The 18,941-nt window shown below is 71.6% G+C and carries 20 protein-coding genes; 3 read left to right on the top strand and 17 right to left on the bottom strand.

The annotated features are described in order from the left end of the window. Positions 1-69 precede the first annotated feature (69 nt). The 6 genes from ACFV2S_RS00555 to ACFV2S_RS00580 all read right to left on the bottom strand — a co-directional run bounded on the left by ACFV2S_RS00555 (position 70) and on the right by ACFV2S_RS00580 (position 5,096). Positions 70-813, bottom strand: coding sequence for an amino acid ABC transporter ATP-binding protein (locus ACFV2S_RS00555; RefSeq protein WP_385552682.1), 744 nt, complete (start codon positions 811-813; stop codon positions 70-72). After that, positions 810-1,697, bottom strand: a complete 888-nt coding sequence (locus ACFV2S_RS00560) for an amino acid ABC transporter permease (RefSeq protein ID WP_385552684.1) — start codon at positions 1,695-1,697, stop codon at positions 810-812. The genes ACFV2S_RS00555 and ACFV2S_RS00560 overlap by 4 nt, the downstream gene beginning before the upstream one ends. Positions 1,698-1,707: 10 nt before the next feature. After that, positions 1,708-2,583, bottom strand: coding sequence for an ABC transporter substrate-binding protein (locus ACFV2S_RS00565; RefSeq protein WP_385552687.1), 876 nt, complete (start codon positions 2,581-2,583; stop codon positions 1,708-1,710). Positions 2,584-2,819: 236 nt separating this feature from the next. Continuing rightward, positions 2,820-3,656 (bottom strand): SAM hydroxide adenosyltransferase, encoded by an 837-nt coding sequence (locus ACFV2S_RS00570; protein ID WP_383797472.1) that lies wholly within the window; start codon positions 3,654-3,656, stop codon positions 2,820-2,822. 320 nt (positions 3,657-3,976) lie between these two features. Beyond that, a complete protein-coding gene (locus tag ACFV2S_RS00575; protein ID WP_385552690.1) occupies positions 3,977-4,603 on the bottom strand; it encodes a hypothetical protein in 627 nt (208 codons plus the stop codon). Between the two features lie 91 nt (positions 4,604-4,694). Then, positions 4,695-5,096 carry a RidA family protein gene (locus ACFV2S_RS00580; protein WP_385552693.1) on the bottom strand — a complete coding sequence of 134 codons (402 nt, stop codon included), beginning with the start codon at positions 5,094-5,096 and terminating at the stop codon, positions 4,695-4,697. 97 nt (positions 5,097-5,193) lie between these two features. Here ACFV2S_RS00580 and ACFV2S_RS00585 point away from each other — a divergent pair, with 97 nt between their 5' ends. After that, the gene (locus tag ACFV2S_RS00585) at positions 5,194-6,168 is read left to right on the top strand and encodes a helix-turn-helix transcriptional regulator (protein ID WP_385552696.1); all 975 of its coding nucleotides are present in this window, start codon (positions 5,194-5,196) and stop codon (positions 6,166-6,168) included. A gap of 22 nt (positions 6,169-6,190) precedes the next feature. Here ACFV2S_RS00585 and ACFV2S_RS00590 read toward each other — a convergent pair whose 3' ends face one another. The 3 genes from ACFV2S_RS00590 to ACFV2S_RS00600 form a co-directional block, all read right to left on the bottom strand. After that, entirely contained in the window at positions 6,191-6,922 is a 732-nt protein-coding gene (locus ACFV2S_RS00590) for a class I SAM-dependent methyltransferase (protein ID WP_385552699.1), read from the bottom strand. 172 nt (positions 6,923-7,094) lie between these two features. Beyond that, positions 7,095-7,565, bottom strand: coding sequence for a hypothetical protein (locus ACFV2S_RS00595; protein WP_385552702.1), 471 nt, complete (start codon positions 7,563-7,565; stop codon positions 7,095-7,097). Next, entirely contained in the window at positions 7,555-8,061 is a 507-nt protein-coding gene (locus ACFV2S_RS00600; protein WP_385552705.1) for a plastocyanin/azurin family copper-binding protein, read from the bottom strand. The genes ACFV2S_RS00595 and ACFV2S_RS00600 overlap by 11 nt, the downstream gene beginning before the upstream one ends. A 130-nt stretch (positions 8,062-8,191) precedes the next feature. Here ACFV2S_RS00600 and ACFV2S_RS00605 point away from each other — a divergent pair, with 130 nt between their 5' ends. Continuing rightward, entirely contained in the window at positions 8,192-8,758 is a 567-nt protein-coding gene (locus ACFV2S_RS00605; protein WP_385552708.1) for an RNA polymerase sigma factor, read from the top strand. Between the two features lie 5 nt (positions 8,759-8,763). After that, a complete protein-coding gene (locus ACFV2S_RS00610) occupies positions 8,764-9,540 on the top strand; it encodes an anti-sigma factor family protein (protein WP_385553554.1) in 777 nt (258 codons plus the stop codon). Positions 9,541-9,659: 119 nt separating this feature from the next. On the opposite strand, the gene ACFV2S_RS00615 is transcribed toward ACFV2S_RS00610, so the two are convergent. From ACFV2S_RS00615 to ACFV2S_RS00650, 8 genes are all read right to left on the bottom strand, one after another. After that, a complete protein-coding gene (locus tag ACFV2S_RS00615; protein ID WP_383796207.1) occupies positions 9,660-10,829 on the bottom strand; it encodes an agmatine/peptidylarginine deiminase in 1,170 nt (389 codons plus the stop codon). A gap of 48 nt (positions 10,830-10,877) precedes the next feature. Beyond that, positions 10,878-12,329 (bottom strand): purine-cytosine permease family protein, encoded by a 1,452-nt coding sequence (locus ACFV2S_RS00620; protein ID WP_383796210.1) that lies wholly within the window; start codon positions 12,327-12,329, stop codon positions 10,878-10,880. Positions 12,330-12,477: 148 nt separating this feature from the next. Then, positions 12,478-13,620 carry an agmatine/peptidylarginine deiminase gene (locus tag ACFV2S_RS00625; RefSeq protein ID WP_385552712.1) on the bottom strand — a complete coding sequence of 381 codons (1,143 nt, stop codon included), beginning with the start codon at positions 13,618-13,620 and terminating at the stop codon, positions 12,478-12,480. A gap of 52 nt (positions 13,621-13,672) precedes the next feature. Continuing rightward, positions 13,673-14,470, bottom strand: a complete 798-nt coding sequence (locus ACFV2S_RS00630) for an ABC transporter ATP-binding protein (protein ID WP_385552715.1) — start codon at positions 14,468-14,470, stop codon at positions 13,673-13,675. Continuing rightward, on the bottom strand, positions 14,463-15,458 hold the full coding sequence (locus tag ACFV2S_RS00635; RefSeq protein WP_385552718.1) for an ABC transporter ATP-binding protein: 996 nt from the start codon (positions 15,456-15,458) through the stop codon (positions 14,463-14,465). The genes ACFV2S_RS00630 and ACFV2S_RS00635 overlap by 8 nt, the downstream gene beginning before the upstream one ends. Beyond that, positions 15,455-16,309, bottom strand: a complete 855-nt coding sequence (locus ACFV2S_RS00640) for an ABC transporter permease (RefSeq protein ID WP_376507862.1) — start codon at positions 16,307-16,309, stop codon at positions 15,455-15,457. Before ACFV2S_RS00640 ends, ACFV2S_RS00635 begins: the two co-directional genes overlap by 4 nt. Next, entirely contained in the window at positions 16,306-17,265 is a 960-nt protein-coding gene (locus ACFV2S_RS00645) for an ABC transporter permease (RefSeq protein WP_385552722.1), read from the bottom strand. The genes ACFV2S_RS00640 and ACFV2S_RS00645 overlap by 4 nt, the downstream gene beginning before the upstream one ends. Beyond that, the gene (locus ACFV2S_RS00650) at positions 17,262-18,938 is read right to left on the bottom strand and encodes an ABC transporter substrate-binding protein (protein ID WP_385552726.1); all 1,677 of its coding nucleotides are present in this window, start codon (positions 18,936-18,938) and stop codon (positions 17,262-17,264) included. The genes ACFV2S_RS00645 and ACFV2S_RS00650 overlap by 4 nt, the downstream gene beginning before the upstream one ends. Positions 18,939-18,941: the final 3 nt, after the last annotated feature.

The raw sequence follows: 18,941 nt of genomic DNA on the forward strand, positions 1-18,941 counted from the left end.
CCCGGCCCTCCTCGCCGCCGGCCGGTTCGCCGGTGGGCGAGGTGAACCGGAAGGTACCGGGAGACGGGCCTAGGACCGGTCGAGCGCCCGGGCGAGGAAGCGCTGCGTCGCCTGCTCCCGCGGAGCGGTGAGGACCTGCTCCGCGGTGCCCTGCTCCACGATGACGCCGTTCTCCAGGAAGCAGACCTGGTCCGCGACCTGCCGGGCGAAGTCCATCTCGTGCGTGGCCATGAGGATGGTGAGGCCGCGCTGCTTGAGGTCCGCGACGACGTCCAGGACCTCGCCCACGAGTTCGGGGTCGAGGGCCGACGTGATCTCGTCGAAGAGCAGCAGTTCCGGCTCGGTGGCCAGGGCCCGGGCGATCGCGGCGCGCTGCTGCTGACCGCCGGACAGCCGGTCGGGGTGCTCCCGCTCCTTGTCCGCGAGTCCGAGCCGGGCGAGCAGTTCCCGGGCGTGCGCCTCGGCCTGCCTGCGCGGGACACCGTGGACCTGGCGCGGCGCGAGCGTGATGTTGTCCAGCACGCTCAGGTGCGGGAACAGGTTGTACGCCTGGAAGACGATGCCGATCCGCCTGCGGGCGACGTCCGGATCGAGGCGGGGGTCGGTCAGTTCGCTCTCGCCCAGGTGGACGGTGCCGTCGTCGACGACCTCCAGCAGGTCCACGCACCGGAGCAGGGTCGACTTGCCCGAACCCGAGCCGCCGATGAGGCAGACGACCTGGTGTTCCGCGACGTCCAGGTCGATGGACCGGAGGACCAGACGGGATCCGTACTGCTTGCGAAGGCCGCGGATGCGCAGCAGTGGTGTGCTCATCGGCCCGTCTCCGCCCAGGTGCGCTGCGCCGCCCGCCGCTGGAGCCGGTCGGCGAACCGGGTCAGCGGGATGGTGACCGCGATGAACAAGAGAGCCGCTCCCAGGTACGGGGTGTAGTTGAAGTCGTAGTCCGCCTTGATCTGGGCCGCGCGCAGCACCTCCAGCGGGCCGAGGACGGCGACGAGCGCGGTGTCCTTCTGCAGGGCGATGAAGTCGTTGAGCAGGGGCGGGAGCACGTTGCGCACGGCCTGGGGCAGGACGACGTGGCGCAGGGTCTGCCGCTCGTTGAGGCCCAGGGCCCGCGCGGCGTTCCGTTGCGCGGGGTGCACGGAGTTCAGTCCGGCCCTGAGCACCTCCCCGACGTAGGCGGCGTAGGAGAGGACGAGGGCGATCACGCCGAGCACCCAGGGCGAGGAGGGGGTGCCCTGGAGCTGCAGGGCCGGCAGCCCGAACCCGACCAGGAAGACGAGGAGCAGGGTGGGGACGCCGCGGAAGACGTCCACGTAGACGGTCGCGGCGAGCCGGAGCGGCTGCAGTCCCGGTGCCTTGGTCACGCGGACGAGGGCGATGAGCAGCCCCAGGACGAGGATCAGTACCTCGGCGATGAGGAACATCTGGATGTTGAGCCAGAAGCCGCGCAGGAGTTCGGGGAACGCTGCACGGAACTCGGCGCCGTCGAGGAACAGGCTGTCGACGCGCTCCCAGCCCGGCGAGGCGACCGCCGCCGCTCCCAGTGCCACCAGGACGACGACGGTGCACAGGGTGGAGATCCAGGTGTGGCGCCGTTTGCGGGAGCGACGGAACCGCTGGCGCTCCCGCTCGTGCTCGCTGGGCCTGTAGGTGTCGTCCGGCGGCGGCGACACGGCTGTTTTGGTGAGGTCCACGGTCGGCTCGCTACTGCTTCAGCTCGGGGACGTTCGCCGAGGCGGACAGCCACTTCTGGGTGAGCTTCGCGATGGTCCCGTCGGCCTTGAGGGAGTTCAGGGCCCGGTTCACGCAGGAGGTGTACCCGCTGTTCTTCGGCAGGAGGAGCCCGAACTCCTCCGGGGTGCCGCCGTCGTAGCCGAACTGGCCGATGATCTTGGCGTTGTCCAGTTCCGCGCCGGCCAGGTAGAAGACGGTGGGCAGATCGGTGACGATCGCGTCGATCTGACCGTTCGTCAGCGCGGTGACCTCGTCCTTGGTGGTGTTGAAGACGCTCGGCTTGCCCGAGGGCTTCAGCCGCTCGAGCACGGCCTGGTAGCTGGTCGTGGCGACCTGCACGCCGATCTTCGCGTCCTTCAGTTCGCTCAGGGAGGTGGCCTTCGCGAATTTCGAGTCGCCCAGGGTCAGAACGGCCTGGTTGGCCGTGTAGTAACTCGTGGAGAAATCGACGGCCTTCGCGCGCTGCGGGGTGGCGGAGATCTGGTTGATGTCGAAGTCGAAAGCCTTCGCACCGGGGGCGTACGAATGGGAGAAGGGTTCGACGACCCATTTCACCTGGTCGCGGCCGAAGCCGAGCTTTTCGGCCACCGCGTAGGCCACCGCGCTCTCGAAGCCCTTTCCGTTGGACGGGGTATTGCTGTCGAACCACGGCTCGTAGGCCGGGGAATCGGTCGCGACGGTCAACTGGCCGCGCTTGTGGAGGCTGGGGCTGCCGGTGGTGCAGTCGGCGCCGGCGGAGCCGGCCGCATCGGGGGTGGTGCTCTGCGGCTGGGGGGCGCAGGCCGCCGCAGCCAGCACGACGGCAGCGGCGGCGGCAGTCGAAAGGGCTGTTCGGGTACGGGACATCAGGGGTCCTTCGAAAGGGAGTCCGGGAAAAGGAATCAAGAATGAGCTGGTGCTGTGCGCTCGGCGGGAAGGTCGGCGAGGCGGATCAGCGACACAGGTCGGCGGCGCAGCGCACGTGGTCCACGTGGCGGCGGCGTACCAGCGGTTGAGTTCCGGACATACGTTTCAGCATTCCGGTTCGCGGATAGCCGCGTCAATCTCGAACGTCACCGCCGGGGTAACGCGTTGATAACATGTCAGCTGGTGAGACGGAATACCTGGTCACCCTGGTTCAGACCGAATACCTCGGCCGCGGAACCGCCTCGGACCACCAGTTCGGCGAAACCGATGCCCGAGCTTCCGACGGTGATTCCGGGTTCGCCGTAGGGGACGTCGGGAAGACGGTCGTAACAGCGCACCTGAATGTCGCGGCCCTCGTGCCGGTTGTGGACGAGCAGCGCCTTCGCGGTGTCGTAGCCCGGCAGTTCGGTGGCCGGCCGGTCCAGTTTGCAGTTGCCGAAGTTGTCCACGACGGCGACCCGCACGTCCTCGGCGACGATCTGGTCCACCGCCGTCGGCACCGCCGGAACCTCACGGCCGTCCGCCAGCCAGCGGGCCAGCAGGGGCACGTACCAGAGGCTCCGGAACTGGGTCCGCGCCATCTCCTCGATCTCGGCCGGCGTGAGCTCCGCCCATCCGGCGGAGGCGGCCTCCAGGACCTCGCGGACGTCGGTGACGTGCACCTCGGTCAGGCCCAGGTACGTGACCAGCGGCGCGAGGACCCGGTGGCTCAGGGTGCTGATGACCAGGTGGTCGCCGTGGCGGAAGTAGCAGAACGGCACACCGTTGGGCCAGTGCCCGTCACGCGGGGCGATGTTGACGAGGACCACCACCGGCTGCGTCGGCCCGCCGATCAGGTCCGTGGAGCGCAGCAGGTCGAGCAGGGTGAGGGCGGCGGCGCCCTCCGGGTCCGGACCGCCCAGGGGCAGGACGGTCGGGGTGGCGCCGAAGAGGGCGGCGATCCGGGTGGACTGCCGGGCGAGGGCGTTGGGGTCGGCACAGTCGGTGAGGGAGACGACCGGTGGACGGGTCATGGCGGGTACTTCGCCTTCTGTCGAGTGGGGGTGGGAGTGGGGGGTGAGGGACGGGCGCCGGTGGTGATCACGGCTGCCAGGACAACAAAAAAGGACCCTCCGTTTCCGGAGGGTCCGTCGCATCCTGTGCGCGCACGGCTTCGCTAACGAAGCGCCTCCGAAGGTCGGGGCATCATTCGCATCATGGCAAGGGTGGCGGTGCGCTGCATGGACGGCAGGCTAGCACCGGGCGGAAGGTGTCTCAAACGCGTGTCCACGGACTGGACAGAGGGCGTGCCCCACGACGGCCCCGACGGCGCCGTTCCGGGGCCGCCGTCACGTCACGCGGGCGGCCGCCCGTCGGGCCGGGCGTGGGCGAGGAGGAACTCGGTCGCCCCGGCGATCGCCTCGGCATAGGTGCCGTGCACCGGCTCGGACTCCGCGCCCTGCCCGTCGGCGGCCGTGGCGGTGTACCACCAGGCGTCGGCGTCGGCGTCGTGGTGCACGACGGCGGTGCCGCCGGCGTAGTGCAGCGGGATGGACTCCTTCGCGGACGTCCTGACCACGGCGTGGGGCCACTTGAGACGCGCGGACTGGCGCTTGATCCCGCCCCAGGCGGCACCGAGCTGGGCGTAGTTCGCCCCGCTGCGGCCGGCGACGGTGGCGGCGCTCTCCGCGAGCCGGTCGACGGCCAGCTTCGCCTCGTACAGCGCCCGCAGGAGGGCCAGCTGCACGTCGGGGGCCGCCATGAGCACGGGATCGAAGGGCTTGCCCGCGGCACCGTAGGCCAGCGCGCGGGTCGAGATCCGCCGGGCCAGGGCGCGGACGGCGTCGAGCACCCTCTCGTCCATCGTGCAGGCGTCGTCCGCGGTGGGCTCGTTCCAGGGGGGCTCCACCAGCTGCGCGACGGAGCTCCAGAAGTCCTCGTCGTTCTTCTCGGGGGTCGGAATCCCCGGCGTCTCACTCATGAGACAACCATAACTGTCGATCCTCATTTTCGACAGCTAAAACTGTCGCACGGCCCGGGTCGACTCCTCGCCCGGGCCGGCGCTCACGGCCTCAGGGCCGGACGGCGAGGGCCTCGACCTCGAACAGCACGTCGGGCGCCGCCAGGCTCGCCACACCGATGAGGGTCTGCGTGGGCGGCTCCTTGCCCCAGGCCTCCTGCACGGCGGCGGCGATCGGGGCCAGCTTGCCGAGGTCGTGGTTCACCACGTACGTCCTGAGCTGGACGACGTGACCGAGGCCGAGCCCATGGGCGGAGAGCGCGACGCCGACGTTGTGGAACGCCTGCCTCACCTGCTCGGCGAAGTCGGCCGAGACGACCGCGCCGTCCGGGCCCGATCCGTACTGCCCGGCGACGAGCACCAGGTCCGAACCGGCGGGGACGGCGGCGGTGTGGCTGTAACCGAACGGGACCGGGTCGTGCAGGCCTTCCGGATGGACGAAGGCGTGTGCCATGCGAGTCACCTCATGTGCGTGGTGCGGCTGTTGTCGTCCTGAAGCCTCGCAACCCATACACGACACCCTGTGTCATGTATCCCGCTAGAGTTCCCGCATGCGTGCCGATCGGCTGGTCTCGCTGGTGCTCCTGCTGCGGCAGCACGGTCGGCTGTCCGCCACCGCGCTGGCCCGCGAGCTGGAGGTGTCCACCCGCACCGTGCTGCGCGACGTCGAGGCGCTCTCCGCGGCCGGGGTGCCGGTCTACGCCGAGCGTGGCCGGCAGGGCGGTTTCGCGTTGCTGCCGGGATTCCACACCGAGCTCACCGGGCTCAACCACGACGAGGCGCTCGCCCTGCTGGTCGCCGGTTCCCGGCGCGGTGCGCAGGCGTTCGGCCTCGGGGCACCGCTCGCGTCGGCCATGCGCAAGGTGGTCGACGCCCTGCCCGAGAGCCATCGGGCCGCCGCGGCCGGCGCGGTGCGGCGCCTGCTCATCGACCCGGAGACCGACCTGCTCTCGCGGCGGCAGGAGACCGAGGAGGTGCCCGACGCGGTCGTGGCGGAGGTCCGGCGCGCGGTGCTCTCCGGACACAGGCTGCGCCTCCACTACGCGGCCCGGGGCGAGCCCGCGCGATGGCGCACCGTCGACCCCGTCGGGCTGGTCACCGTCCGCGGCCAGGGCTACCTGCTGGCGGCGCGGTCCGGTGCCGACCGCACCTACCGGCTGTCGCGCGTGCTCGCCGCCGAGGAGCTCTCCGAACCGGCGCAACGACCGGACCGGGTCGACCTGGGCCGGGCCTGGCGGGAACGCGGCGCACGGTTCCGGAACGGCGGCGACCAGGTCACCGTGTGCGTGCGGATGCGGACCGCCCGGCGGGAGGAGCTGGTGGGCACGGCGCTGGCCGTGCTCTTCGAGGAGTCCGAGGGGGAGGGCCGGTCCCGCCTTGAGGTGACCTTCCAGGACGCGAGGCACGCCGAGTGGGCGGTGTGGCAGCTCGGCGCGGACGCGGAGGCGCTGACGCCGCAGTGGCTGCGCGACTCCCTGCACGCCCGCGCCGCCGCGATCGCGGCGCGCTACGCGACGCCGTCCTGACGGCCGGGGCCACCCGCCCGCGTCAGCGGGGGTGGACCCGCAGCAGGGTGTGACCGGCGACCTCCTCGGTCACGCCCCAGAAGGCGGGATGGGTGGTCAGGTGGGCGGCGAGGGCGTCGCGCAGGGCGTCGGCCGCGCCCCAGGTGCCGTACAGCTTGCTCTCGGTGAGCACCACCGGCTTGAGCCCGGTGGTGAGGACCGCCTCCCAGGTGGCGGCCGCGACCCCCGGGGTGTGCGGGCTGCGGAAGTCGTCGAGGGCGACCATCCCGTCTTCGGTCAGCAGCTCGCGGGCGGCGGCGATGTCGGCGCGGACGTGGTGGTACAGGTGGGAGGCGTCGACGTGGACGAAGCGGCAACTGCCGGCCGGGACGTGTCCGGTGATCCCGGAGGTGGAGCCCTGGACCACGGTGGGCAGCCGGCGGTGGAAGCGCAGGTAGTTGGCCTCGAACACCTGACGGGTCAGGGTCGGGTAGTACACCCGCATCTCGGTGGCCGTGGAGTCGTCGGGGGCCTCGCCGGCGTCGAAGAGGTCGCAGACGGTGAACCGTTCGCCCTCGGAGGCGTGGTGGCCGAGGACGATGGCGCTCTTGCCCTTGTAGACGCCGAGTTCCAGCAGGTCGCCGCGGGGGCCGTGGTCGCGCTGGTGGGTGAGGAGCCAGTCGAAGAGGAACCGGTCGGCGGCGAAGAACCAGCCCTCGACCTCGTCGAGCCGGTCGAGCGTGAGGAGGGGCGGGGCGGTGTCCTGTGCGGTCATGTCTGCGGGTCCTCGGGTCGGTGTGCTGCGGGGCGTCCACTCCAGGTCAGGGGGCCAGAGCGTACGGCTCCCGCGCGTCCCGCCCTCCGTACCGCTCCCCCGCCACGCACGACGTCCACACGGCAGGCTCAATCGGGCCACCGGGTCCCGGTGCGCGACTGGTTCCCGTCGCCTACGAGTCGGAGCTCGTGCGCGCCGTGCCCCGATCGGCGGCGGTCGGGCCGGACCCCTGCCCGCGGGGGTGGTGGCGGTGGCTGAGAGCGGCCACCGCGAGCGTGGTCAGGACGACGATGCCCGCCGTCTCGACCGCGAGGGTGGGACGGACCAGCTCCGCGTCGGACGACTCCTCGAAGCCGAACAGACCCGTGGTGAGGCTGAGGAAGAGCGCGCCGAGGGTGCCCGCCGTGAACAGCGCGGTGACGGTCGCGACGAGTCCGAGCCAGCGGTACGGAGCGACCAGCAGGGCCAGGGCGAGGAGGCAGCCGACGATCCCGTTCAGCAGGAACAGGCCGCCGATGGTGGCCAGGTCGCGGTAGCCGTCGGCCCACAGGTAGAGGTGGATCGCGCCCATCGTCGCCGTGAGGCCCGCCGCGGCCACCCGCAGCCCCAGGGCGGCGGTGCGGCGGGTCAGGTCAGTAGCCATGGCCGGGAGAGGTCGCAGGGGCGGGAGAGGCAGGCGCCGTCGGGGTGGTGCCGGACGTGTTCACGGGGGCGCCGGCCACCGTGATCTGGGTCTTCATGCCGAGGTCCTTGTGCCCGTCGACCGGACAGTAGATCTCGTACTTCCCGTCCTTCAGGGTCACCGTGAGGGTGGTGGACTGGCCCGGGGACACGGTGCTGGAGCGGTTCTCGCTTCCCTGTCCCTCGACTTCCAGGGCGTGCTCGTGATGCCCCGTGTTCGTCGCGACGAAGGTGTACGTGCCCGGGGTGTAGGTCTGCCGGGACAGCGTGATCCTGAAGTCGGCGAGGTCCGCGGTCACCCGGGTCGCGCCCGCGGGGGCCGTGCTCTTCTGGGCGGGCGGCGGTGTGGTCGCGGGGCTGCTCGAACCGCCTCCGCCGCCGCCTCCGCAGGCGGCGAGGAGGCCGGCCAGCGCGGTGGCCGACAGGGCGAGCAGCGCGCGGGTCCGTGGTTCCGTCATCGTTCGGTCCTCCTGATCGTCCCCCACAGGGGGTACGGCGGGAGACCGCGCGGGGATTGCGGACCCGGGCGGACAATGGGGCCGGGCGATCCTTTCGGGGTCGTCGGACGTATCCACGGGTGTGGGACGCATGGGCCTTCCGCTGGAGCGGGTTTCCGACGAGGCACTGCTCTCCGGTCTCGCCACGGGCGATCCGGAGATCGCGGTGGCGTTCGTGCGCCGTTTCCAGCGTCCGGTGTACGGCGTGGCCGTCGCCGTGGCCGGTGATCCCCGGCTCGCGGAGGACGTGGCCCAGCAGACCTTCGAGCGGGCCTGGAAGCACGCCCAGGTGTACGACGGCCGCCGTGGCTCCGTACGGACGTGGCTGACCGCGATCGCGCACAACCTGGCGATCGACGCGGTACGGGCGCGGCGCGCGACCCCGGTGGCGCCGGAGGACCTGGAGGCGCTGGTGGGGATCGTGTCGGAGACGCCGGAGCGCCGCGCGCTCGCCGACGACGACGCCGAGAGGGTCCGGCGGGCGGTGGCCTCACTGCCCCGGGAGCAGGCGCGGGCGCTGGTGATGGCCGGGATCTACGGGATGACGGCGCGGGAGGTCGCCGTCTTCGAGGGCGTGCCGCTGGGCACGGCCAAGACCCGGATCCGGACGGGGACGATCAAGGTGCGGGCGCTCCTGGAGAGCGAGGAGACGCGGTGAGCGGCATGGACTGCGAGCGGCTGCGTGAAGAGGGTGCCGAGCTGGCGCTCGGGATCCTTCCCGCGCGGGAGCGGGCCGAGGCGGTGGCCCACCTGGACGGCTGCCCGGAGTGCCGGTCGTACGTGGAGCGCTTGACGGCGGTCGGGGACGGGCTGCTCGGGCTGCTTCCGGGAGCGGAGCCACCGGTGGGGTTCGAGAGCCGGGTGGTACGGGCGATGGCGCCCGGCGCGGTGTCCCCCGCCCCGCCCGCCCGCCACGCGGCGGCCCCTGCGGCGGCCCGGCGCCGTGTCCGGGTGCGCCGGTTCCGGATCGCGGCGGCCGGCGTGGCGGCGGCCCTGGCCTTCGGGTTCGGCGGCTGGGCGGTGGGCACGGTGGTGGAGGGCGCTCCGGCGGTCGTGGCCCCCGGGCCGCGCGTCCTGGAGGCGGCACTGGTCGCCCCGGACGGGAGCGGGGGCGGGGGCGGGCGTGAGGTGGGCCGGATCTACGCGCACCCGGCGGACGCCACGGGCGGGAACGGCTGGGTCTACATGTCCGTCGACCTCGGTGGCGGACGGACCGCCGACGGCCCGGTGCGGTGCCTCCTGGTACGGGCCGACGGCTCGGCCGTACCCCTCGGCTCGTTCTCCGTCAGGGCCGGGTACGGCTACTGGGGCGCCCCCACCACCGTGGATCCCGCGACACTGCGCGGTGCCCGCCTGCTGGCGGCGGACGGCACGCTCCTGGCGACGGCCCACTTCGCCGGGGCGGGCTCCGCGGAGGCCGGCGCGGCCCCGGCGCGATAGGGGTCCGGCACGCGGTCGACCCCGTCCACGGGCGTCGCGCGGCCTCGATCGAACGGCGGCGCAGGTGACGGGCCCGGGTCTCGGAGGAGACCCGGGCCCGTCGTCCGTTCAGTGCGCGGTCAGCGGGTGGGCTCCTGCATCGTCACGCAGTGGGCGCCGCCGCCACCGTTGCCGTAGAGGTTGTCCAGGTTGAGCTGCACGACGGGGCGGCCGTACGCGGCGGCGATCGCCGACTTGGCCGCCGCGTCCTTGGCGGTGTCGCCGAACTGGGTGGTGATGATCGCCTGGTTGGTGACCGTCCAGTTCATGTAGGAGCTGAGGAAGTCCGCCCGCTGGCCCGACGGGATGCGGGGCAGGGTGTCGGGTCCCTCGATCGTCAGGACCTGGAGCCGGCGGCCCCTGGCGTCCGTGGCGTTGACCAGGACGTCACGGATGGCCTGCGCGTTGGCGGTCCAGACGTCCGGACGCACGGCGCCGGCCAGCTGCACCATCGCCACGCCCGGCCTGATGTAGCGCGCGGTCCCGTCGATGTGCCCGTCGGTGACGTCCTGCCCCCTGACCCCGGGCAGCCAGATCATCTTCGAGGCGCCGAAGCGGGACAGGAGCTCCGCCTCGATCTGGGCGCGCGTCTTGCCGCGGTTGCGGTTGTTGTTCACCCAGCAGCTCTCGGTGGCCATCAGGGTGCCGTCGCCGTCGTACTCGATGCCGCCGCCCTCACCGACCACGGACGCGTTCGCGAAGGAGACGCCGTTGTAGGCGGCGACCTTCGGGGCGACCGTGCGGTCCTTGGCGTACGCGGAGGCGGGAAGGCCGTAGAAGGTCGTGGCGTTCTCCCCCCAGGCGTTGAAGTTCAGGCCGAAGGCGTCCATGCCGCCCGCCCCGTCGACGCGGAACAGCGGACCGGTGTCCCGCATCCAGCAGTCCGAGACCGGGATGGAGCTGATGACCGTGACGGTGGACCCGCACGCGGTCCTCGCCTGCGAGGCGGCCGACGAGCCGTCCGCGCACATGATGACCGGCTCGTACTTGGCGACTTCCTTGGCCAGCTTGGCGATGTCGGCCTGGATCTTGGACAGCAGGTTGCCCCAGATCGTGGAGCTGGAGGGCCAGGCCATCCAGGTCCGCTTGTGCGGGGCGTCCTCGCCGGGGACGCGCCAGGACGCGGCCATCGCCGGCTGGATGCCGCCGAGGACGGGCCCGGCCGCCAGGGCGGCCGCGGCCGCTCCGGTGCGGGCCAGGAGGGTTCTGCGGCTGATGCCGGGGCGCTCGCCGTCGTGCTCTGACTTCACGTGGTGCTCCTTCTCTCAAAGGTTCTGTACGTGCAGGCGCGGGGTCGCTCAGTGCAGTGGGTCCAGCAGCCCCTCCTCCCGGACCATCCGGCGCTCGGTGGCCAGATCGAGACTTCGGGCGAAGGCCCAGTAGAGGCCTCCGGCCACCGGCAGGCCGACGAGGATCGAGCAGTCGACACCGCCGAGGCGCTCCGCGACGGGCCCGACGAAGAGGCCCGTGATGACCATGAACGGGGCCATGCAGGCCAGCCCGATCACGTAGGCGAGGTTTCCGCGCCAGCCCCATCGGCCGTAGATGCCGCGCGGGTTGAAGATCTCCTTGACGACGTACTGGCCCCGCCGGACGAAGAAGAAGTCGACGAGGTTGATGGCCGTCCACGGGATGAAGAGGTACGTCAGGACCACCACGACGTTGGCGAAGAACCAGTTGAACTGGTCGATGCCGACGAGGGTGGACACCGTCCCGACGGCGGCCAGCATGATCCCGATCGTGGCGATCCGGATGGTCCGCGTCGGCTTGACCGGCCGGAAGGAGTCCACGATCGAGATCATCGTGAGGCTGCCGCCGTACTGGTTGATCGCCATGATGGAGAGCAGTCCCACCAGCAGGACGACGACCGCGACCGTGCCGAACCCGCCGAACAGCCGGTCGGCCGAGAGCTTCAGGGCGGTGACCGGATCCGTTCCCTCGGGGGCGCCGGCCGAGACCACGGCGCCGAGGACGAAGACCCAGATCCCGGAGACCGCGCTCGGCAGGTACGTCCACCAGAAGGTGCTGCGCACGGGGACGTCGGGTCTCAGGTAGCGGGAGTAGTCCGAGACGTACGGTGCCCAGCCCAGCTGGAAGCCGGCGACGAACACGAACACGAGCATGAACGGCGCGAGTTCGAACGGGCCGGCGTCCCAGGCGCCGTCGGGCAGCCCCCCGCCGAACAGCGCGGACACGGTGACGGCCGCGGTGATCACGACGAAGGGCCAGGTCAGCCACTTGTTGAGCCGGTGGATCCACTCGTACCCGAAGAGGGCGATCACGGTGGCCACTCCGGCGGCCAGCAGATACCCGAGGGTGTTGGGCATCCCGGTGAGCAGGTTCATCGCCTGCCCCGACAGCAGGGCGTCGGAGGTGTTGAAGGCGACGTAGTTGACCAGGGCGAACACCCACACCGTGAGCGCCGCGCCCAGATAGCCGAACTGGGGCCGGGACTGGACGAGTTGGGGCAGGCCCAGCTGGGGCCCCTGGGCCGAGTGGAACGCCATGAAGAACGTCCCGAAGAGCGAGCCGAGCACGGTGGCGACCACGGTCCACACGAGCGAGGCCCCCATCGACAGCGTCACGACGCCGGTCGCGAGTCCGGTGAGGTTGAGGCTGCCGACGAACCAGATGGCTCCGACGCTCGACGGTTTGCCGTGCCGTTCCGAGAGGGGCACCCAGTCGATCGAGTGCTGCTCGATGCCCGCGTGCGGTGCGGATTCCTGCGTCGGCGAGTCAACTGGCCCCATGTGGGCTCCTGTTCAGGGGGTGCGTCGATGAAGCCGTACAGCGCCGCGCGACCCGCGGCGCTGTACGGTGCGCTCACCCTAGGGATTGACTTAAATTTCAGTCAATGACTGGGACACAACTCTCTGACGGAAATTTCAGCCGCTCGGGCTAGGCGACCGGCTGCTGCTGGGTGACGCAGTGGATGCCGCCGCCGCCCGTGCCCAGACGGTCGATGTTCAGCTGCTCGATGTACCGGTCGGGGTACAGGCGCTGCAGCGTCGCACGCGCCGCCTCGTCCGCCCGCGTGTCGCCGAACTGGGCCGAGATGACCGCGTCGTTGCAGAGGTAGAAGTTGGCGTACGAGGCGAGGAAGTCGCGGTTGGTGGAGCGGATCTTGTTGTAGTCGGGGCCCTGGAGGCGCATCACGTCCATGGCCCGGCCCTTGGCGGTCGTCGACGCGGACAGGGTGCTGTACTGCAGGCGGGCGTCCCGGGCGTAGGCGTCGTTGTCCGCGGCGACGGGCATCTGGACCAGGGCCTCGCCGTGGGCGAGGAAGCGGGAGGTCGCGTCGACGTGGTCGTCGGTGATGTCCTGGCCCTTGACGCCGTCGAACCAGATGACCTTGGACGCGCCGTACGCGTCGCACATCGCCGTCTCGATCTGCCGCTCCGACATCCCGGGGTTCCGGTTGCGGTTCACCAGGCTGCTGCGGGTCGCCATCAGGGTGCCGGCGCCGTCCTGCTCGATGGCGCCGCCCTCGCCGACCAGGTCGGCGTAGGTGAACGGCACGCCGACGTGGGCGGCGATCCGTTCGGCGACCAGGGCGTCCCGGTTGTGGGTCTGCTTGTTGCCCCAGCCGTTGAAGTTGAGGCCCACGGTGTCGAGGCCGCCGTAGCCGTCGGTGCGGAAGACGGGGCCGGTGTCGCGCATCCAGCAGTCGTCGACGGGGATGGAGCTGACGACGGTGACGGTGGGGCCGCACATCGTGCGGGCCTTGGCGGCGCTCGCGGAGTTGGCGCACACCACGACGGGCTCGTACTTGGCGATCGTACGGGCGATCAGCGCGATGTCCGCCTGGACGCCGCTCAGCTTGCCTCCCCAGATCGCGCTGCTGTCCGGGAACGCCATCCAGGTCCGGGTGTGCCGGACGTCCTCGACGGGCACCCGGAAGGTGCCCGGCGCCGCGGTGGCCTTGTCGGGGAGGGCCGTGGTGGCGAGGGCGGCGCCCGCGGCGGTCAGACCGGCCGCCGCGAGGAACCGGCGCCGGTTGAGTCCGGGGCCCGCGTGGCGGGCGACGGAGCGTTCGTTCATGGTGTGACCTCCTGTGTCGACGTGCTTGCTTGCGCGGTGGGGGGGGGTGCGGTCAGAGCGCCCGGCGGGCCGCGGCGATCGCCTCGGGGTCCCAGCCGGGGCGGGGCACGGACTCCAGCAGGAGCCGTGTGTAGGGGTGCCGGGGTGCCGCGAGGACCTCGGCCGTGGGGCCCGCCTCGACGACGCGGCCCCGGCGCATGACGATGACGTCGTCGGTGACGCACCGGACCACGCCGAGGTCGTGGGTGATGAACAGGTAGCCGATCCGGGTCTCCTCCCGGATATCGGCGAGCAGGTTGAGGATCTGCGCCTGCACGGAGACGTCCAGGGCGGCGACCGCCTCGTCGAGGACGAGGACGGCGGGTTCGACGGCGAGCGCGCGGGCGATGGCGACGCGCTGGCGCTGGCCGCCGGAGAGCTGCCGCGGGCGCGCGTCCGCGGCGCGGGTGCCGAGACCGACCTGGTCGAGGAGTTCCCGGACGCGCCGGTCGTGGTCGGTTCCGGGGAAGTGCAGGGTCAGGGTCTCGCGCAGGACCTGTTCGACGCTGGTCCGGGGGTCGAGGGAGAGGTACGGGTCCTGGAAGACCATCTGCACCTCGCGTGCGCGGGCCAGGCGCCGGGCCCGGCCGCGCTGTCGTGCGTCACGGGCCTTTCCCCGTACGAGCACGTCGCCCGAGTCGGCCTGCTCCAGACCGACGACGATCCGGGCGGTGGTGGTCTTTCCCGAGCCCGACTCGCCGACGATGCCCAGGGAGCCGCCCTCGGGGAGGGCGAAGGACACGTCGTCGACGGCGCGGACGGTCCCGTACGCGCGGTGGAGACCGACGGCCTCCAGGACGTGATCAGGCATCGACGGTGCTCCCTTCGAGACGGTCGCTGTGGTGACAGGCGGCCTGGTGGTGCGGTCGGCCGGGTGCGGGCCTGGGCTCGGGGGCCTGCTGGTCGCAGATCTCCGTGGCCAGATGGCACCGGGCGGCGAACGGGCAGCCGACCAGCTCCTGACGGAGGTCGGGCGGCTGGCCGTCGATGGCGGCGAGCCGTCCCCGGGGGGCTTCGAGACGGGGGGTGGAGGCCAGCAGGGCCGCGGTGTACGGGTGCCGGGGCCGCGCGAAGAGCGTCTCGGCGGGGCCGCACTCGGCGATCCGGCCGGCGTACATGACGTAGACGCGGTCGCTGATGGCGGCGGCGAGGTCGAGGTCGTGCGTGACGAACAGCAGGCCGGTGCCGAAGCGGGCGCGGAGTTCGGCCAGGAGGGCGATGACCTCGGCCTGGGTGGTGACGTCGAGCGCGGTGGTGGGCTCGTCGGCGAGCACGAGGGCCGGGTCGCCCATCAGGGCGGCCGCGATCATGACGCGTTGCAGCATGCCGCCGGAGACCTGGCCGGGGTACTTGCGCAGGGCCGAGGCGTCGAGGCCGACCGCCCGGAGGAGTTCACCGGCGCGGGCGGTGGCGTCCGCCCGGCTCATGCTCCCGGTCAGGGTGACGCTCTCGATGAGGAAGTCGCCGATGCGGCGCAGGGGGTTCAGGGCGGCGCGCGGGTCCTGGAAGATCATCGACACCGTGCCGGTGCGCAGGGCGCGCAGCTGGTCGGCGTCCATGGTGAGCACGTCCTCGCCGCGCACCCGGACGGCGCCTTGGACGACGGCACCGGGCGGCAGCAGGTTGAGGGCGCTGCGCGAGGTGAGGGTCTTGCCGGAGCCGGACTCGCCGACGAGGGCGACGGTCTCTCCGGCGGCGACGTGGAGGTCGACGCCGTCGAGGACGGGTCGGGCCGTGCCGGGCAGCGTGATGCGCAGCCCTTGGACGTGGAGGGTGTGCGGGGAGGTGTCGGTGGTCATCGGTCTCTCCTGGCGACGCGGTCGGCCCAGCGCTCTCCGACCACGTTGAAGGCGACGACGGTGAGCACGATGAGGACGGACGGCAGGATCGCGGACAGCGGATAGCCGTGCTGGATCGCGGTCTGGCCGTCGAAGACCATGCGGCCCCAGTCGGGGGTGAGCGCGGGTACGCCGAGGCCGAGGAAGGACAGGCCGGCGAGGTCCATCAGTGCGTAGCCGAAGTTGATGGTGGACTGGGCGAGGACGACGGGGGCGATGTTGGGCAGGATGTGGCGCAGGCTGATCTGGAGGGCGGAGTGTCCCTGGACCTGGTAGGCGCTGACGTAGGGGCGTTTGCGTTCGGCCAGGACGAGGGAGCGGGTGAGCCGGCTGACGTACGGCAGGTAGGCGACGGAGAGCGCGATGACGGGGGCGAGGAGGCCTTCGCCGTAGATCGAGATGATCAGGATGGCGAGGAGCATGCCGGGGAAGGCGAAGACGAGCTCGGTGCTGCGCGAGAGGACGGAGTCGAGCCAGCCGCCCCGCCAGCCCGCGGCCATGCCGACGGCGACTCCGGCGACGGTGGAGAAGACCACGACGCCGAGGGGTCCCAGGAGGGAGGTGCGGGCGCCGAGGAGCAGCCGCGAGAGGGTGTCGCGGCCGGCGGCGTCGACGCCGAGCAGGTGCTCGGGGGACGGTCCGGCCAGCGCGTTGCCGAGGTCGACGGCGTTGGGGTCGTACGGCACGAGCCAGGGCGCGAGGAGAGCGGCGGCGGTGACGAGGGCGACGAGGCCGAGGCAGACCAGGTGGAGCGGGGACCGGGCGGTGCGGATCTTCGCGAGGCCGGGCCTGCGGGTCAGGACGGCGGTCATACGGAGGAACTCCTCGATCCGAGGGTGATCCGCGGGTCGACCAGCGGCAGCAGCAGGTCGACGATCAGGTTCACGGTCATGAAGAGAGCGACGATGATCAAGGAGATGGCCTGGACGGTCGGGAAGTCCTTGGTCGTGGTGGAGAGTTCGAGGAGCTGGCCGATGCCGCCGATGCTGAACGCGGTCTCGACGAGGATCGTGCAGACCAGGAGCGTGGAGACGATCAGTCCGCCGGTGGTGAGGACGGTGCCCAGCGAGTTGCGGAACACATGGCGGCGGATGACCTGGCGCTCGGGGACGCCCCGGCTGCGGGCGACCGTGACGTGCTCGCTGTCCAGGGCTTCGACCATGGCGGAGCGGGTGACCCGGGCGAGCATGCCGATCAGGTAGAGCGCGAGCGCGATCGCCGGCAGGGTGAGGTGCCAGACCTGGTCCAGGAAGCCGTCGCCGGAACCGCTGCTGGGGAACCAGCCGAGGTTGACGGCGAAGAGGCCCTGGAGGAGCACGGCCGCGACGAAGGACGGGGTGCCGACGGCGAGGGTGGTGCCGACCAGGATGGCCGAGTCGGTGCCTCCACCGCGTACGGCGCCGATCCAGCCGAGTGCGAGTCCGACGACGGCGACCACGGCCAGGGCCATCACGACGAGCAGCAGCGTGGTGGGGAGACGGTCGGCCAGGAGCCGGGAGACGTCGGTGCGGTAGGTGATGGACCGCCCGAAGTCCCCTTGGACGATGTCGCCGAGCCAGCTGAGGTAGCGGACGAAGAACGGGTCGTCGAGGTGGTACTGGGCGTTGATCGCGGCGAGGGCCTCCGGCGAGGCGGAGCGGCCCGAGAGCAGGAAGCTGGCCGGGTTGCCCGGTGCCAGGTACATGGCGCCGAAGACCACGAACGACGCGGCGAGCAGGGTGGCGGCCATCTCCGCCACCCGGCGTACGGCGAATCTCACGAAGTTCACTTCGCGGCCCCCGCGCCCGCAGCGCCGACGTCCGCGGCCCACGGGTAGTACATGTACGCGATGGTGGTGGGGGCGCCGGTGATCCTCTTGTTGAGGAAGAGGGCGGTGGGCCACTCGGCGACCGGGATCCACGGCAACTGGTCGGCCACCCGCTTCTGCAGCTCGGCCTCGATCTTCAGGCGCTGGTCCGGTTCGTAGACGGCGGTGGCCTGGTCGACGAGCGCGTCGTAGCCCTTGTCGCTGAAGTCGGCGAAGTTCAGGTAGGCGCCGGTCTTGAAGTTGGTGAGCAGGTCCAGCGGGTCGGTGATCGAGTCGTAGTAGGTGAGCGGGAACATGTCGATGCCCTCGCGCGCCTCGGGGTCCGTGAAGAGCGCCGTGAAGGCGTTCGGGGCGATCGTCCTGAGGTTGATCTTCAGTCCGATCTGGGTGCCGGCCGCCTGGACGGCGGTGGCGAGGAGGGAGACGTCCTGGCCGATCGAGCTGGTGGCGACGGTCAGGGTCTTCCCCTCGGCGCCCGCCTCCTTGATCAGCGCCTTGGCCTTCTCGATGTCCGGCGCCGCGGGCGGCAGCGCGCCGAAGGCGGCCTGCCGGGTCTTCTCCGACGCTCCTGCCCAGGCCGCGCGGGTGGTGAGGGAGGTGGTGACGGTGCCCGCGCCGCCGAGTCCGGCCTTGACGAACCCGGTCCGGTCGAGGGCCAGGGAGAGCGCCTTGCGCACCCGGAGGTCGCCGAGCGGGCCGTGCATGTTGGTGATGTTGACGTTGACCGTGCTGAGGCCCTCGCCGAAGTACAGGGTGCCGACGCCGCTGTCGCGCAGCCGGCCGTAGCTCTCGGTGGGGATGAGGTAGCCGCCGTCGACCTCGCCGCTGAGCATGGCGTTGGTGCGGGCCGAGGGGTCGGTCAGGATGCGGAAGACGGCCTTCTTGGCCTTGGCCCTGGTCCCCCAGTACCCGTCGAAGCGTTCGAGTTCGATGGACTGGCCCTTGCTCCAGGTGCCGAGCTTGAACGGGCCGGTGCAGGCGAGGCCGCCGGTGGTGCCGTAGTTCTTGCCCGCCGCCTCGACGCCCGCCTTCGACGCGACGACGCCCGCGGCGGTCGCCATGTACTGGGGGAACTGGGAGTCGGGCTTCTTGAGCTTGACCGTCACCTGGAGCGGGCCGGTCTTCGCTATGGAGGCGACGTTCTGGAAGTTCTGGGCCCAGGCGGCGGCGTTGTCCGGGTCGCGCTGCCGGCCGAGGCTGTAGACCACGTCGTCGGCGCTCATCACCTTGCCGTCGTGGAAGCGGACGCCGGCGCGCAGGTCGTAGACCCAGGTGGTGGGGTCCGGGTTCGACGCCTTGCGGGCGAGGCCGGGCTCCACGGTGAGCCCGGGCGTCCAGCGCATCAGGCTCTCGCACACGTTGGAGAGGATCGTGTTCTGCGGGTAGTCGAACGCGACGGTGTAGTCGAGGGTGGGCGGCTCGGCGTAGAGGGCCCAGGTGAAGGAGTCGATCTCTCCGCGGGCCGGCGGCGTGGAGGCGGAGAGCTTGGCCTCGGAGCCGCCGACGCCCGCGTCCTTCGGCGGACCGGCGCAGGCCGCGAGGGCGAGGAGGGAGGTCAGGGCGGCCGTCGTCACGGCGATCCGTCCGCGCCTGCCGCGCGGGCGTCTGCTGCCGGAGGGCAGGGGTGTGGTCATCGT

It is taken from the genome of Streptomyces sp. NPDC059695 (assembly GCF_042733785.1).
In the GTDB taxonomy this organism is placed as follows: Bacteria; Actinomycetota; Actinomycetes; order Streptomycetales; family Streptomycetaceae; genus Streptomyces.